This is a genomic window from Paenibacillus sp. B2(2019), assembly GCF_008370385.1.
Taxonomy (GTDB): Bacteria; Bacillota; Bacilli; order Paenibacillales; family Paenibacillaceae; genus Paenibacillus_AQ.
Genome location: NZ_VTZR01000024.1, coordinates 303,661 through 318,350 on the forward strand (window position 1 = coordinate 303,661; position 14,690 = coordinate 318,350).

Below are 14,690 nucleotides of genomic sequence, written 5' to 3' on the forward strand. Positions count from 1 at the left end.
GCGAGCCTCCGTTAATAGGAGGCTCGCTGTTTTACGTTTTTGACGAAGCAGCTACAAATGCTTATCGATAAGATTGAAAATCTGAGAAGCCCCGCTGCTTGCATTACATAATACGACTACAGTCTCTCCACTAGCCGGATAGATAGCCGATCGGAAGGAAACACCGGGATCGTAGCCCATAATGTGGTATTTGAACACTTTTTCTTCTCGGAGGGTGATCCATACACCATAACCATAATAGCCTTCACCATTCACATGTATGTGGGGAGTAAGCAACAATGAAGTGAGTACTGGATTCAAAAGGGTATGGTTCATTAGCCCGTTCCAGAATAACTGCATGTCGGGAGCGGTTACGAAAGCTCCACCGTCAGCGCCTCCTTTTACCGGGATTGAATAGATGTTGCTTCTCCAGCTACCGTTCTCTTCCTCTATGTATCCTAGTGCACAGTTGGCTGGTAAGGCATCTAACGTAAAGTAACCGGATTGCTCCATTCCGCAAGGCTTAAAGATGTGAAGCTCCACATAATCGGAAAAGGACATCCCACTCAATTCCTCCACCAGAAGACCTAGCACGATATATCCGGCATTGTTGTAGTGGAAACGTTCCCCAGGGGTCCACATCATGGGGAGGTTTCTAAACATCGGTACAAAATCTTCCAGCTGCCGTAAAGTGTACATAGGTTGTGTCTTCCACAGTTCTTCGAAGTCATCCATGATTGTTTCATCAAAATAATCTGGAATACCAGAGCTATGCGTAAGTAACTGATGTATGGTGATTTCAGAACTAAAGAGAGGGAACTCTACCTTCTTCAGATAGTCTGATAATCTGCTTTCGAAAGAAATCAATCCCCTTTCGACCAGTTGACAGACGGCAATTGCTGTGAATATTTTACACCCGGAAGCGATCCCGAACCGAGTATGAATATTGTTTTCGCGCTTATCCGACTTATTGGCATAACCGTGACAGCTGCTGGCGATTTTTTTATCATATTGTTTTGCTAGTACTACGCCTGAGAAATCGTTCTGTTTTGCTTCTGTCTCAATATAAGTTTCAAGTGGGTTCATTCGTATATTCACTCCTCTGTAAGACAGTATAGGTTCTTAGTTAACATTCGTGAAAGTCTACGATTTACCTTTAAAAGTCCTAAAATGAGAGCTAAAAAAATGGAAATACTTTAAATTTGAAATATTATTTAATCTCCCCTATAATAAAAATGCTCTGCAACTGCTGCTGGGCTTTTTTTAATTGATGACATCCTTAATTCTTGAGATAAATAATTGTTGTTATTTCCTTAAAAATGGAATAATTTTCACCCTTTCTGACGAAACTGGAACACAGTACCTGTGATATGAAGGTTAACGTTCAGGAGGGGAACCATTGTGAGAAAAATGCGTTTTGCTGTGCTTGTGCTCTGTATCGCTGTATCGGTTCTAGGACCTATGTCAGGCGCTTATGCAGAAGAAAAAACCAAGGACTCTGGCAGTAATGCTGCCGCTGTAGACCTCGCACCGGGAGCACGTTCTGCTATTTTGATGGACGCTGGTACCGGAACTGTTATTTATGAGAAGAACAGCCATGATAAGCTGCCTCCCGCAAGTATTACGAAGATTATGACGATGTTACTAACGGTGGAAGCGCTGGATGAAGGAAGGCTGCAGCTGACTGATAAGGTGCGAACAAGTGAATATGCGGCTTCTATGGGCGGATCGCAGATTTTTCTGGAGCCTGGTGAAGAAATGTCGGTAGACGATATGCTCAAAGGTATCGCTATGGCTTCTGGTAATGATGCTTCTGTGGCGATGGCGGAGAAAATAGCTGGTTCAGAGAGTGCTTTTGTCGATCTGATGAATAAACGTGCAGAGGAACTGGATCTAAAAGATACCCATTTTGCCAACTGCAACGGTCTTCCAGCCGCCAATCACTATTCCTCAGCTTACGATATTGCGGTCATCAGTCGTGAGCTTTTGAAGCATGATCAAATTATCAAATATACCGGTTCCTATCAGGATTACTTACGTAAGGATTCAACCAAACCGTTCTGGTTGGTGAACACGAACAAGCTAGTGCGTTTCTACACTGGTGCTGATGGTTTGAAGACTGGTTATACTGCTGAGGCAAAATTCTGTCTGTCCGCTACAGCAGCAAGAGATGGCCTACGTGCTGTCGCTGTTGTGCTAGGCGAGCCGAACACAAAGACACGCAATAGTGAAGTGTCAGGCATGTTCGATTACCTGTTCTCGCAATATAAAGTACACACGATCCACAAAGAAGGGGATGCCATCGGCACCCTAAAGATTGAAAAGGGCGTAAAATCCGAGCTGCCGATAACAGCCAAAGAGACGTACAGTGTTCTTTTGAAAAAAGGTGTGACTCAAGAAGGCATTCGCCACGAACTAGTATTGCCGGAAAGCGTGAAGGCTCCAGTAGCTGAAGGTCAATCTGTGGGCAAGCTAGTGGTCTACCAAGGAACCCAAGTGATTAAGGAATATGAATTAAAAGCAGGGGAAGCTGTGCCGAAAGCAGGCTGGTGGAAGCTCTTTAAGCGCACAACAGGCTCGATGTTCGGCGTAGATTAAAAACAGTTTTTTTGTAGATTACCCCCATGTACTCTGTAGATTCATAGGGGTTTTCTTCTAGTTTTGTCGTGAGGCAGGATTCCTGATTTGCCGCGTAGAAAACCTTGTCCTTGAAGGGAATAGGTACTGTCTTTCAAGGTCAGTTTTCAAAGCAACGAAGAGGAGAGTGGCAAGCATGAATTCTCATGTGGAGATGGAGCATCACAGGGGTGTGTTGATTGTCCGTTTATCAGGGGAGTTGGATCATCACGCAGCCGATTTTGTAAGAATGGATATGGATGAAGCGATTATGCGTGGTCAGGTATCGCATTTGGTTCTTAGTCTTAAGCATCTGCAGTTTATGGACAGTTCAGGCCTAGGCGTGATTCTGGGAAGGTATAAACTGATCCACAGTAAAGGTGGAAAAATGGTTGTGTGTGACGCAACGGCACCTGTGAAGCGGCTGCTGGAAATGTCAGGCCTGTTCAAAATCATGCCCCTATATGACGACGAGAGTACTGCACTCTCGGATTTGGAGGTTGCGTTATGACAAATAGTAAGGCTGGTAACTTCATGAACGTGCAGTTCGCTGCACGCTCGGAGAACGAATCGTTCGCACGTGTAGTCGTAGCGGCGTTCGTTTCCCGGCTTGATCCTACGATGGACGAGCTGAATGATCTGAAGACAGTCGTGTCGGAAGCGGTCACCAACTGTATTATTCATGGGTATGATAGTGATCCGGAAGGTATTGTGACCATTTCGGCATCGCTGGACAACGAAACGGTACATCTAACCATTGAGGATCAAGGACGGGGCATTGAGGATTTGGAGCTGGCGCAACAGCCGCTGTATACCTCTAAGCCGGAGCTGGAGCGGTCGGGCATGGGCTTTACTATTATGGAGAATTTCATGGATGAATTTGAAGTCACTAGTGAACCGGGACACGGTACTTCTATCTCAATGAAGAAAACCATCGTCTCGAAAAAAGCTTTATACAATTAGGGGTTGGAGCCATGGATGCAGAGTCAAAAAAAGCTCCGCCGACCTATTTGGACGATGCGGAGGTCAAACGTCTTATCGCGCTCAGTCAGGCCGGAGATAGTCTTGCCCGTGACACGCTTGTAAGCTGTAATATCCGACTGGTCTGGTCGGTAGTACAGCGGTTTATGAACCGCGGGTATGAGCCTGACGATTTGTTCCAGATCGGTTGCATTGGACTCCTGAAGTCCGTTGATAAATTTGACCTCAGCTATGAGGTCAAGTTCTCCACTTATGCGGTGCCGATGATTATCGGTGAGATTCAGCGTTTCCTTCGTGACGATGGCACCTTGAAGGTCAGTCGTTCCCTTAAGGAAATGGCTAATAAAGTTCGTAAGATGAAGGACGAAATGTCTAAAACGCTTGATCGTCTGCCTACGATTGGTGAAGTTGCGGAAGCGCTAGGGGTTACACCCGAAGAAGTGGTATTCGCTCAAGAAGCCAATAAACCACCGACCTCTATCCATGAGACGGTGTTTGAGAATGATGGAGATCCGATCACGCTGATTGATCAAATCGCTGACGAATCACAGGAGCGTTGGTTCGATAAGCTGGCATTAAATGAAGCTATCGGAGGCCTCAGTGAACGTGAACGTCTGATTGTCTATCTTCGCTACTATCGTGATCAAACGCAGTCGGAGGTCGCCAGTCGTCTAGGGATCTCTCAAGTGCAGGTATCCCGGCTGGAGAAGAAAATATTGCAGAATATCCGTGAGCAGATTGCTCAGTAGGATAAAGTTATTCATGTAATGACGCTTGTAAAATAGCGAATTAGAACAAAAAGCCGCCCCGAAAAGGGGGGGCTTTTTATGTGGAGGTGATCTCAATATGCATTCACTCGGTGACGAGAATGTGATCACATGGTCTATGGATATGGAAGAAAATCTGTTGACGATGTCGAGAATTTTAGAGGAATGGGCTGGTTGCACAAGTAAGAATAAACCGCACAGCCCTAGTTTTTTACGGGAACTTGTGAATGTAGTGGATCGTGATCGATATGATGCCTACATGGAAAGATTAAATGCTGGTCATATCAGTAATCTTGAGTATCGGATGCAATTACCTACTGCAGGACTGAAGTGGGTTCAAAATATCGGCACGCCTATCCTAAATAAGGAGAACAAGGTCTGCCGAATAGATGGAATTATGCTGGACATTACTGAACAAAAAACGGCACAGATTCAATTAGAGAGCACATTTTCTTTGTATCAACAGATGTTCTCTAATCTAGATGTGGCGGTTTGGTCTTACGATTACGTATCTAAGAAAGTGTTATTTATATCGGATGCCATACTCAATATCACCGGTTATTCCGTTGAGCAGGCGAAAGAGGATGATTTTTGGCTTCGTATTGCTTATAAGGAAGAAAATCCCTTGATTCAAGAGATTATATCATCAGTTGGTCAAGGGATTCCACAACTTAGTGAATATCGAATTATCCACGCAAGTGGTGAGCCTCGATGGCTACAGGTCAGAATCATACCCAGTCTAGATGAATCCCAAGCGGTAGTTCGGCTAGACGGGATCTTGGCAGATATCACTGAAAGAAAGTTAATGAAGGAGGCTTTACTCAAAAGTGAACAGCGCTATAAATCCTTATTTGACTATAACTCAGACGTCGTATGTGAGGTGAATCTGCAAGGTAATATTTTGGCAATCAATTCTGCGGCACAGCAAATTACTGGAGAAGCTTTAAGTATGGTAGGAGAGAACTTGTCCATCATGAATCTATTTGGAGTAGAAAATATAACGAGGATGTCGGATTATTTCGGAAGAACAGTACGGGGATCTGCTCAGCATTATGTTGTGGCCTCTTCGCGTAAGGATGGATCAGTGAGCCACTGGACTATGAAAAACATCCCAATTTATGTGAATAGTCGTATTGTGGGTGCTTTTGTTGTCGCTAAAGATATAACATCAACAGTAGAAGTAGAACAAAAGCTGGCACAGCGAGAAGCAGAGTACAGACTAATTATTAATAACATGAAGGATATGATGGGGGTTCTGGATCAGAAAGGAAATTTCATTGTAGCCTCCCCCTCCTGTGAGACCCTAATCGGTATTCCTGTAGGTTTAATCAAGGACACTACCATCTTAGAGTATATCGATCCAGATGAGCAAGAAAGCTTGCGTGAACAAATAACAAATATTTTTCGGACAAAAGCAAGTAAGATGTTTTACAATCGTTTTATTCACACAAAAGGTTATATCTTAAATTTAGAATGTCTTGCTACTCCCGTTCTAGGTGAGGATGGAGAAGTAATGAGTATCGTAATTGTAGCAAGAGACATTACCAAGAGAGTCCAAATGGAACAAGAATTAAGGGAAAGCGAGGAATTCAATCAGCAGCTGATCAAGATGTCGCCTGAAGCGGTCGTTCTGCATAGCGATTATAAGTTTGTTTATGTAAATTTCTCTTGTCTTGGATTATTTGGAGTTAGCGATGAGAGTCAATTGATCGGTAAAAATATTTTCAATTGGGCACATCCGGAGTATCTGCCGCTGGCGAAAGAACGCATGCGTGAGATCTATAAAGAACCCTATAAGATCTTAGTTCCTATTGAACAAAAGGTCGTACGTTCAGATGGGACGATTATCGATGTAGAGGTAACAGCTAGCTCCATTTTGTACAAAGGAAAAGTCGCATGTATCTCTATATTTAGGGATATTAGTGATCGAAAAAAAGCAGATGAGGATAGACAACATACAGAGCAGATTATTCGAGAGAGTGAGGAACGGTATTTTCGCCTGCAAACGAGTCTCGATCAGTTCTCCCAAGATCTTTTTGGTGTGATGAAGATTAGTCATATGGAACAGCGGTTACTTAGAGAAGTCAGAGAAACTCTGCAGATAACAAATATGAAATTTATCGCAGTTGAATCTAACCATGATAAATTATGTGAAATTATCGAGACGGAGCAAGGGTATTCACTCAAGATCGGGGAGTCCCGAGGAAAGAGCTACTTGCTATCGATTAACGAGAAGACGCTTTTACTAGAAATCAGTTCTATTCGTGTGTGGCTGGAGACGATTACCCGTTATGTCAGTGTTCTCTTTGATCATTTTTTGCTTATCGAAGATTTAACGAAGGATCTTGAGCTAGCGGCTTCTAAGCAAGTGGCGCCTACATGGCTTCTTCGCTTTATGTTTAATTTATCAGAGAATGAGCGAAAACGGCTTGCTCAGGATTTACATGACTCAGCGCTCCAAGAACAGATTATCTGGTATCGTAAGCTGGATTTTCTTTTGGGTGAAAGATCCATTAATGGGGAACTTAGAGAACAACTAGAACAGATCTCAGAAGGTTTACTTGATGTTATTTATCAACTGCGGATTATTTGTAACGAGCTCCGACCTCCTGCATTAATCAATGAAGGTCTTATCTCCTCGCTGGAGACGTTGTTTGAATTTACGCAGCTACGTACCAACTATCAGATTTATTTCGAGTCTGAAGGATTCACGCATAAGTTAGATGATGAAGTGCTTATAGGTCTGTACCGTATTGTGCAAGAGCTTTTAGCTAATGCAGCAAAGCACTCTTTTGCGACAGAAGTCCACATCACCTTAGCTAGTGAAGACAATCATATTCATTTGGATTATAAAGATAACGGAATCGGAATGAATTTATTTGGTAAGGATTCACTTACAAGTATGGGGATTTATGGGATGAAGGAAAGGGTTCGAAGTATGGATGGGTCAATAGTATTCCGATCGCCAGATAAAAAGGGATTAGCGGTCAATATATCTATACCTGCAGATTAATCATGCGGCATAACAATTGGATAGAGGGGTAGTCATAGGCATGATTCAAATATTGTTAGTGGATGATCATCCATCTGTTATGGAAGGGACTAAAATGATATTAGAGCAAGAGGGAGACATGAAGGTTACTCTAGCTAATTCAGCGGATGAAGTGCTTGAAATGGTGAGTAGTCATTCCTTTGACGTAATGTTATTTGATCTTCATATCGCGGATGTGAATGGGATTGATTTGGCGAAGCAAGTATTAACAATGAACGCGGATGCGATTATCTTAATCTACACCGGATATGAATTTACTAACAAATTTAACCTGATGATAGAATCGGGGATCTTTGGGTTTATCTCAAAAACAACCAATAGAGAGCAGTTGATTACAGCGGTACGATGTGCATTAAGAGGGGAAGTCATTCTACCGCGGACCTTAGTCAAGCAGTTAAGAAAAGTACCGCCTAAAGGATTAGAAATCAATGATGAACAAGCAACCTCCATGATTAGCAAAAGGGAACATGAAATGCTGACGGAAATCGCAAAAGGAAAAAGTAATAAGGAAATAGCGGAGATTGTGCTTATGAGTCAGCGGTCACTAGAATATAGTTTAACGAATTTGTTCCAAAAGCTAAATGTGAAATCTAGAATTGAAGCGGCTATAAAAGCTAAACGGCTCGGAATATTGAAGGAATCAGATTTTACTAATTCATTGTGAAAATACGTAACAACCCTATAGATTGAAATCCCGATCACTAGATAGTGAGGCGGGATTTTTTGTTTTGCGCGTCATTGCGGAGGTACGCAATAATTTTGCGTGATCACGCTATTTATTTTCGGTTACCATATTCTTCTTACCGTTTATGATGAAATAGTTCCTAAGAATTACTAAAAATTGACTAACGTAATGAGGTGCAGAAGGATGAAATGGTTTTATAATTTGAGAACAGCAGTGAAGCTAATCTCAGCATTTGTGTTGGTATCAGTCATTTTATGCTTTGTAGGATTCTATGGAATAAGTAATTTGAGTAAGATGGATGAGTCCATCGAGGATATGTATAAAAATCGCTTAACACCGATTGCCTATCTCGGTGAAGCGAATGAACTTTTTTTAACGAATAGAATAAACATCCGGGATATAAATACGATGGCCCAAACCGAGGTGAAGAAAAAAGAATATCGGGATAAATTACATAAGAATGTCCAAAGCATTGAAGACATCATGAGTAAATATAGTAAGACAAGATTGAGAGAAGAAGAATTAGAGAAAATGAAGGATTATCCTGAGATCTGGCAACGCTATACCACCAGCGTGGATCATGCAATTGAATTGGATAAGAAAATCATTAGTAATGAAGAATATACCAATTATTTGCTAACAGGAGATTTACAGCTGGCCACTACGGAGATGACGGATTTCTTGCAAGGTTTAATTGACATCAATATGAAGCAGGCACAGGAATCCAGTGATAACGCCAATGAATTATATCAATCCTCTCGGTTGATTACCTTTAGTGTTACTATCATTGCACTTTTAATCAGCGTGGGTTTTGGCTATCTAATCTCGCAAATTATAGCACGGCCTCTTAATCAAGTGATGCGCCTGCTAGGTAAAGTAGCCAATGGAGACTTAAGCGAAACTTCGAATCTAAATTCTAAGGATGAGATCGGAAAACTTGCGAATTCTGTGAATGAAATGGTTCTGAACTTAAGGCATACTGTGGGGGGGATTTTGTCCTCTGCGGAAAGTGTCTCGGCGGCAGCACAGCAAATATCAGCAAGTACTGAGGAAGTAGCTAGCGGCAGTATGAGTCAAGCCACTGCAGCGCAAACGATGAATGAGTTGTTCCGAGAATTGTCTGAAGCGATTAATTCAGTAGCTCAGAGTGCAGAGCAAGCCTCAGAACTGTCAGATCATACGATGCGTATTGCTCAGGATGGAGGTGCGGTGGTTACTGACTCCATTCAAGGGATGACGTTACTTAACAACCAAATGTCTAGACTAGAAGAAGGCTCAGATAAAATTGGCGAGATCATTGCGGTCATTGATGATATTGCAAAACAGACCAATCTGCTGGCTCTTAACGCAGCTATAGAAGCGGCTCGTGCAGGTGAACAGGGCCGAGGCTTTGCTGTTGTAGCAAATGAAGTAAGAAAGCTAGCAGAGCGGAGCAGTGAGGCTACTAAGCAAGTCACGGACATTATTAAAGAAATGCAGAAGAATACGCAGCATAGCGTGAAGGCTGTAGTCGATGGCGTAGCTTTTTCACAAAAAAATGGGGAAGCCTTTGATCATATTCTCTCTATGGTGAACGATACCGCTCATAAAGTAACAGAAATCGCTGCTGCCAGTGAGGAACAGGCCGCGCAGTCATCAGAGGTGTTGTACTCGATCGAGAGCATATCGGCAGCAACGGAAGAAATGGCGGCAAGCAGTAGTGAAACGGCAACAACGGCTAATGCATTAGCACAGCTTGCGGAGGAACTAAATGCACTCGTATCTATTTTTAAAGTTAAATAAACCGTGTCATGGGGATCATCATTGATAGGAGAGGAGAAGTAGTGCAAAAGTTAAAGGTGCTCGTTGTAGCTACTTCAGTAATGATGCGTAAACAGATCTCGAACCTTATTGCGGAGGATTCAATTATCGAGGTCATTGGAGCAGCTCGAAATGCATCCGAAGCGGTTAGTATGGTTCAAGAATTCAAGCCTGATGTCGTGACGATTGATATAGAAGTGCCAGAATTGAATAGTTTAGTAGCGCTCTCTAGTATTATGTCGCAACGTCCAACCCCTATCCTTATCCTAAGCTCGGGATCAAAGGATGGAATAACAGCAACTATCACAGGTCTACAGAACGGAGCTGTAGATTTTATATCCAAGCCCACTCAATTCCATGGACCTGATTTATCCCAAATAAAAGACGAGCTAATATTCAAAATTAAACAAGCTGCTCAAATTCCTTTGAGAACCCTTATCCTTAACAATATTACTGTTTCGAAAGTGATGATAGGACTACAGGCAGAAGACAATTCTAAGAACGGATGTACGGAAGAATTCGATCAAATCGTAGCCATAGGATGTGGAGTTGGTGGTCCGAAGGCGCTTGAAATCGTAATTAGCTCGCTCCCGGCAAACTTCCCATATCCTTTATTAATCGTTCAGCATATGCCACCCAAGTATACGAAAGTATTAGCAGAACGATTGAATCGATTCTCAAGTGTACGGGTGGTTGAGGCGAAAGATGATCAATTGGTACATGGCGGAACGGCATATATCGCACCTGGTAATTGTCATATGACCGTAGTTCAGCAAGGGCAAGTATGTAGAATCAAACTTCACAAGAAAGCTCCAGTGAACGGATACCGTCCATCCGTTGATGTATTGTTCGAATCGATTTCTGGACTGAAAAGTCTGAAGCAGCATTTGATTCTAATGACCGGAAGGGGAAACGATGGCGCGAGAGGCATGCTGATTGCCAAACAAGCTGGCGCCCAATCTACCCTTGTAGAGTCGCAAGAGACTTCGATTGTAAATGAAATGCCTGAAGCGGCGGTTGAGCTCAAGTGCGTGGATTATGAAGTTCCTTCATTTTTGTTAGCCTCGAAGATTATGGAGGTTACGGGGATGTTGGACGAACAAATTTGATGAATAATCATTACCATAGGCGTTGGTAGGAGGAAAATCCACCAACGCTTTTTTATGTAAACCTAGGGTTTCATCCCAAGTGGGGATAAAATTCCTATAGATTTATTCCATGTTGACACCTCCAAATGATAACGATTATCATTTGAGTTGTGAATGGCTTTAATTGTATTGGCGAAGAAGGAGAGGCTTTCGATGGCTTTAAAAATATTGAATTTGGAGATTCATGATCTTTTTGAACAATTTACAGAGCGGATAGAAGGGCATGTTGAGCACAACCAGTGGGAACAACGTCTTACCATACCCTCGCATATCGGTCAGGGAAGCATTACACGTACGCGGATTCGTCCAGGTATGGAGATCATGTATACGGATATAACTTACGAACAAGATATGAAGCTCTACATTCAGGAAGCTTGTCCGTTATTCGAACTAAGCTATAACGTGAGTGGAGAAATCTATTGCGAATGGAACGGCAAGGAAAGTCACACGGAGAAACAAACAGGCAATGTTCTTTTTTTAGAGGATGTTCAGGTGTATGAAGAGAAAAAAGCTGGTGTCTCCAATCAATTGTTAGAAATACGGCTAGCTCCTAGCGAACTGCTGTATTATGCCGGAGATCTAGCGGAGAAACAACAGATGGAGACCTGGCTTAAACATCATCGTGGAAATATTGACCGTTATCCTGACACTGCGGCGATTCGAAAATGTGTCTTTGAAATGATCCATTGTACTTATCATGGAACATTGAGACGATTATATATGGAGAGCAAAGCGCTTGAATTTATCGCTTTATTTGGGGAGTCCGATGGTTACGGCTCTATGAGCGGGAGTATGACGTTCCGGCCTGATGATATTATAAATCTAAAGCGGGTACATGAGTTGGTGCAAATCCATTTCGAACAACCGCTGTCCATACGTGAGTTAGCCAAGCGGGTAGGCATCAATGAATTCAAGTTAAAAAAGGGTTTCCGTGAGTTATTTGGCATGACGATCTTCGAGCTTGTTCGTATAAAGCGGATGGAGAAGGCACTTTGGTACATGGAGGTAGAAGGTTTGAATATAGGAAAAACAGCCGTTTCGGTCGGATATAGTAATGTCAGCAATTTCACGACAACCTTCCGTAAGCACTACGGCTGCAATCCAAGCGAGTACTTAAAACGTATCGAACAACAGACTTTGGAGCGAAATAGGATCTAGAAGGATTTGTACTTACAGATGGCTTCATGCAGTAGAACATAGGGTTCGGAATCGAACACTATATTCTGCCTGTTTGAGGTTTTTTTGTGTTTGCTCCCTTATCAAGGAGTAAACCTCCCTTAACAGGTAGAGAAAAAGACTATTATAATTGATAATCATTATCATAGATTTCATGAAGAGGTGGTCATACAATGCAAGAAGTTGATTCGCGACGTTGGTATGCGCTATGGGTTATTCTACTTCCAACATTACTCATTTCATTGAATACTTATATGATTCAAGTCGCCCTTCCATTAATGCAACATCGCTTGAATGCGAGCTTCTCTGAAGCACAGCTTATCGTCACCGGATTTTCGCTAGGATTAGCTGTGGCGTTGATCATTAGTGGTAAGCTTGGGGATATATACGGCAGAAAACGAATGCTGATTATCGGAGTGAGTGGATTTACGATTATGGCAGTGTTGGGTGGTTTGACCTCAGATCCGACATTTCTGATTGTTATTCGCATCGTACAAGGTATGGCAGCTGCGCTTATCCAGCCTCAGGTTTTGTCTACACTTCAGGTCAGCTTTCTGCCAAAGGAAAAAGGGCTTGTTTTCGGTATTTATGGTGCAATGATTGGCATTGGATTCGCTTTCGGATTCATTCTCGGAGGCACTATTGTGAATTGGAATCCGTTCGATCTCGGTTGGCGGACGGTATTTTTTTTCAATGTGCCTTTCGGACTTCTCGTCTTGCTGTTAATGCCGATTGTTCCTGAAACACGAGCCGAGCAGACGCACAGTATTGATTGGACGGGAAGCTTCTTACTGCTGATCGGTTTGTTTCTGCTGATCTATCCGTTATCTGAGGGACAAAAACAAGGGTGGCCCTTGTGGATCTCAGGCTGTCTAATTATAGCTTTATTAATGTTGTTTACTTTTATCTGGGTTGAAAATCGGAAAGGAAAGCAGGGGAATTGTCCATTAGTCGATCTGTCTATTTTCAGACATAGAACATTTAGTGTAGGTCTGGCGACCGTGCTTGTCCTTTATCTAGGCATGTTCTCCTTCTTTTTTGTTTTAAGCTACTATATGCAATTTGGCTTGCACTATAATGTTCAAGATACAAGTTTGGTTTTTTTGGCTATAGGTATAGGTTTTTTTCTGACTTCCCTGATCTCGTCTCGAATGGTCAGAAGATGGAGGATGAGTGTACTTAAAATAGGTGCACTGATGATGGGATGCTCTAGTTTATTGCTTATATGGGAGCTAAATGTGGATGCGACGCATCTGCTGGGCGCACGAAATATTTTAATATTATTGATATATGGCTTCGGTCTCGGCATGGCTACTACACCATTAGTCAACGTCACGCTCAGTTCAGTACCAGCAAGGATTACGGGTACAGGATCAGGTCTGATCACTACATTTATGTATTTAGCAAACTCGTTAGGGGTAGCTGTAATCGGTATTTTGTTCTCCACTTCGTTGAAACATTCTCTTTTGGAAGCAGATTTATCGAATTATGTAAGGGCGTTTTCCTTCTCACTGGCAGCTATCGGAGGACTTGCTTTTACTGGTTTTGTTTGTCTTTGTTTCTTGCGAGAGCGGAAATGATAGAGGAGGAATTAAGTTTTCTTGTTCTGTGAGCAATCTAACAACCGTTCTCTTCACTTAGTTTTATAGTATTTACAGGAATAACATAATTCCATTTAATGTTAATCCGCCAATCAATGAAGGGGACGGTGCGAGCATGCCTATTCTAGAGGTAGAGAATCTCTCAAAAGAATATAAAGGCAAGGGCAAAATGAATGTGTTTCGGGCGCTAAACGGCATAAGCCTGAGTGTGGATAGCGGAGAACTTGTTGCGATTATGGGGCCTTCGGGGAGTGGTAAAACGACGCTGCTAAACATCCTTAGCGGGATCGACACGGAATATAGTGGGGTAGTCCGGATTGCAGAGACTAGTATAAGCGAGATGTCTAAGAATGAGCTTGCACTGTTTCGCCGGCAGCGAATGGGGTTCGTTTTTCAAGATTACAATCTGCTGGATAGCCTGACCCTACGGGAAAATATAATGGTGCCCATGGTTCTGGATGACCAAGAGGTAGACGACATCAATACCAAGACAGATGAGACGTTATTGCTCTTTGATCTGGGCGAGGTGAAGGATAAATATCCGTATATGGTTTCAGGAGGACAGCAACAACGAGCGGCGATTAGCAGAGCGATTATTAATGATCCGGAGGTGATCTTTGCGGATGAGCCGACGGGGAATTTGGATTCCAAATCCTCAAGTATAGTGATGAAGACCTTCGCCAAACTGAATGCTCTGAAAGGAGCAACAATTGTGATGGTCACACATGATCCTTTTGCGGCCAGCTATTGTAATCGCGTACTTTTTATCAAGGATGGGAAGGCTCTATTAGAGATTACTAGGGATAATAATGAACGGAGAGCATTTTTTGATAGGATTCTGGAGAATCTGGCCTTCATTGGAGGGGGAGAAGATGACCTTTAGGA

The 14,690-nt window shown here is 42.6% G+C and carries 12 protein-coding genes; 11 read left to right on the forward strand and 1 reads right to left on the reverse strand.

All coding sequences use genetic code 11. The features are described from left to right. Nucleotides 1-51 precede the first annotated feature (51 nt). Nucleotides 52-1,065 (reverse strand): serine hydrolase domain-containing protein, encoded by a 1,014-nt coding sequence (locus PAENI_RS22650; RefSeq protein WP_149646772.1) that lies wholly within the window; start codon nucleotides 1,063-1,065, stop codon nucleotides 52-54. 375 nt (nucleotides 1,066-1,440) lie between these two features. Between PAENI_RS22650 and PAENI_RS22655 the strand changes: the two genes are divergently transcribed. The 11 genes from PAENI_RS22655 to PAENI_RS22705 all read left to right on the forward strand — a co-directional run bounded on the left by PAENI_RS22655 (nucleotide 1,441) and on the right by PAENI_RS22705 (nucleotide 14,688). Beyond that, entirely contained in the window at nucleotides 1,441-2,577 is a 1,137-nt protein-coding gene (locus tag PAENI_RS22655; protein WP_262495723.1) for a D-alanyl-D-alanine carboxypeptidase family protein, read from the forward strand. Between the two features lie 175 nt (nucleotides 2,578-2,752). After that, nucleotides 2,753-3,106: an anti-sigma F factor antagonist gene (gene spoIIAA / locus PAENI_RS22660; protein ID WP_042129729.1), complete on the forward strand. Its 354-nt coding sequence runs from the start codon at nucleotides 2,753-2,755 to the stop codon at nucleotides 3,104-3,106. Then, a complete protein-coding gene (spoIIAB, locus tag PAENI_RS22665; RefSeq protein ID WP_042129726.1) occupies nucleotides 3,103-3,558 on the forward strand; it encodes an anti-sigma F factor in 456 nt (151 codons plus the stop codon). The genes spoIIAA and spoIIAB overlap by 4 nt, the downstream gene beginning before the upstream one ends. A gap of 11 nt (nucleotides 3,559-3,569) precedes the next feature. Continuing rightward, nucleotides 3,570-4,325, forward strand: coding sequence for an RNA polymerase sporulation sigma factor SigF (sigF, locus tag PAENI_RS22670; protein WP_042129724.1), 756 nt, complete (start codon nucleotides 3,570-3,572; stop codon nucleotides 4,323-4,325). A gap of 97 nt (nucleotides 4,326-4,422) precedes the next feature. Further along, nucleotides 4,423-7,356: a sensor histidine kinase gene (locus PAENI_RS22675; protein ID WP_149646773.1), complete on the forward strand. Its 2,934-nt coding sequence runs from the start codon at nucleotides 4,423-4,425 to the stop codon at nucleotides 7,354-7,356. Between the two features lie 40 nt (nucleotides 7,357-7,396). Further along, a complete protein-coding gene (locus PAENI_RS22680) occupies nucleotides 7,397-8,059 on the forward strand; it encodes a response regulator transcription factor (protein WP_076284516.1) in 663 nt (220 codons plus the stop codon). A gap of 204 nt (nucleotides 8,060-8,263) precedes the next feature. After that, nucleotides 8,264-9,862, forward strand: coding sequence for a HAMP domain-containing methyl-accepting chemotaxis protein (locus PAENI_RS22685; RefSeq protein WP_149646774.1), 1,599 nt, complete (start codon nucleotides 8,264-8,266; stop codon nucleotides 9,860-9,862). Between the two features lie 41 nt (nucleotides 9,863-9,903). After that, nucleotides 9,904-10,989 (forward strand): chemotaxis-specific protein-glutamate methyltransferase CheB, encoded by a 1,086-nt coding sequence (cheB, locus tag PAENI_RS22690; protein ID WP_188114652.1) that lies wholly within the window; start codon nucleotides 9,904-9,906, stop codon nucleotides 10,987-10,989. A gap of 192 nt (nucleotides 10,990-11,181) precedes the next feature. Beyond that, a complete protein-coding gene (locus PAENI_RS22695; RefSeq protein ID WP_042190346.1) occupies nucleotides 11,182-12,186 on the forward strand; it encodes a helix-turn-helix transcriptional regulator in 1,005 nt (334 codons plus the stop codon). 191 nt (nucleotides 12,187-12,377) lie between these two features. Further along, nucleotides 12,378-13,784: an MFS transporter gene (locus tag PAENI_RS22700; RefSeq protein ID WP_149646776.1), complete on the forward strand. Its 1,407-nt coding sequence runs from the start codon at nucleotides 12,378-12,380 to the stop codon at nucleotides 13,782-13,784. A 136-nt stretch (nucleotides 13,785-13,920) separates the two neighbouring features. Next, nucleotides 13,921-14,688 (forward strand): ABC transporter ATP-binding protein, encoded by a 768-nt coding sequence (locus PAENI_RS22705; RefSeq protein ID WP_149646777.1) that lies wholly within the window; start codon nucleotides 13,921-13,923, stop codon nucleotides 14,686-14,688. The last annotated feature ends 2 nt before the right edge of the window (nucleotides 14,689-14,690 follow it).

Excerpts from the sequence above, each read along its gene's own strand:
- PAENI_RS22650 (WP_149646772.1), bottom strand. The coding sequence starts at position 1,065 with ATGAACCCACTTGAAACTTATATTGAGACAGAAGCAAAACAGAACGAT.
- PAENI_RS22655 (WP_262495723.1), top strand. The coding sequence starts at position 1,441 with ATGTCAGGCGCTTATGCAGAAGAAAAAACCAAGGACTCTGGCAGTAAT.
- spoIIAA (WP_042129729.1), top strand. The coding sequence starts at position 2,753 with ATGAATTCTCATGTGGAGATGGAGCATCACAGGGGTGTGTTGATTGTC.
- spoIIAB (WP_042129726.1), top strand. The coding sequence starts at position 3,103 with ATGACAAATAGTAAGGCTGGTAACTTCATGAACGTGCAGTTCGCTGCA.
- sigF (WP_042129724.1), top strand. The coding sequence starts at position 3,570 with ATGGATGCAGAGTCAAAAAAAGCTCCGCCGACCTATTTGGACGATGCG.
- PAENI_RS22675 (WP_149646773.1), top strand. The coding sequence starts at position 4,423 with ATGCATTCACTCGGTGACGAGAATGTGATCACATGGTCTATGGATATG.
- PAENI_RS22680 (WP_076284516.1), top strand. The coding sequence starts at position 7,397 with ATGATTCAAATATTGTTAGTGGATGATCATCCATCTGTTATGGAAGGG.
- PAENI_RS22685 (WP_149646774.1), top strand. The coding sequence starts at position 8,264 with ATGAAATGGTTTTATAATTTGAGAACAGCAGTGAAGCTAATCTCAGCA.
- PAENI_RS22695 (WP_042190346.1), top strand. The coding sequence starts at position 11,182 with ATGGCTTTAAAAATATTGAATTTGGAGATTCATGATCTTTTTGAACAA.
- PAENI_RS22700 (WP_149646776.1), top strand. The coding sequence starts at position 12,378 with ATGCAAGAAGTTGATTCGCGACGTTGGTATGCGCTATGGGTTATTCTA.
- PAENI_RS22705 (WP_149646777.1), top strand. The coding sequence starts at position 13,921 with ATGCCTATTCTAGAGGTAGAGAATCTCTCAAAAGAATATAAAGGCAAG.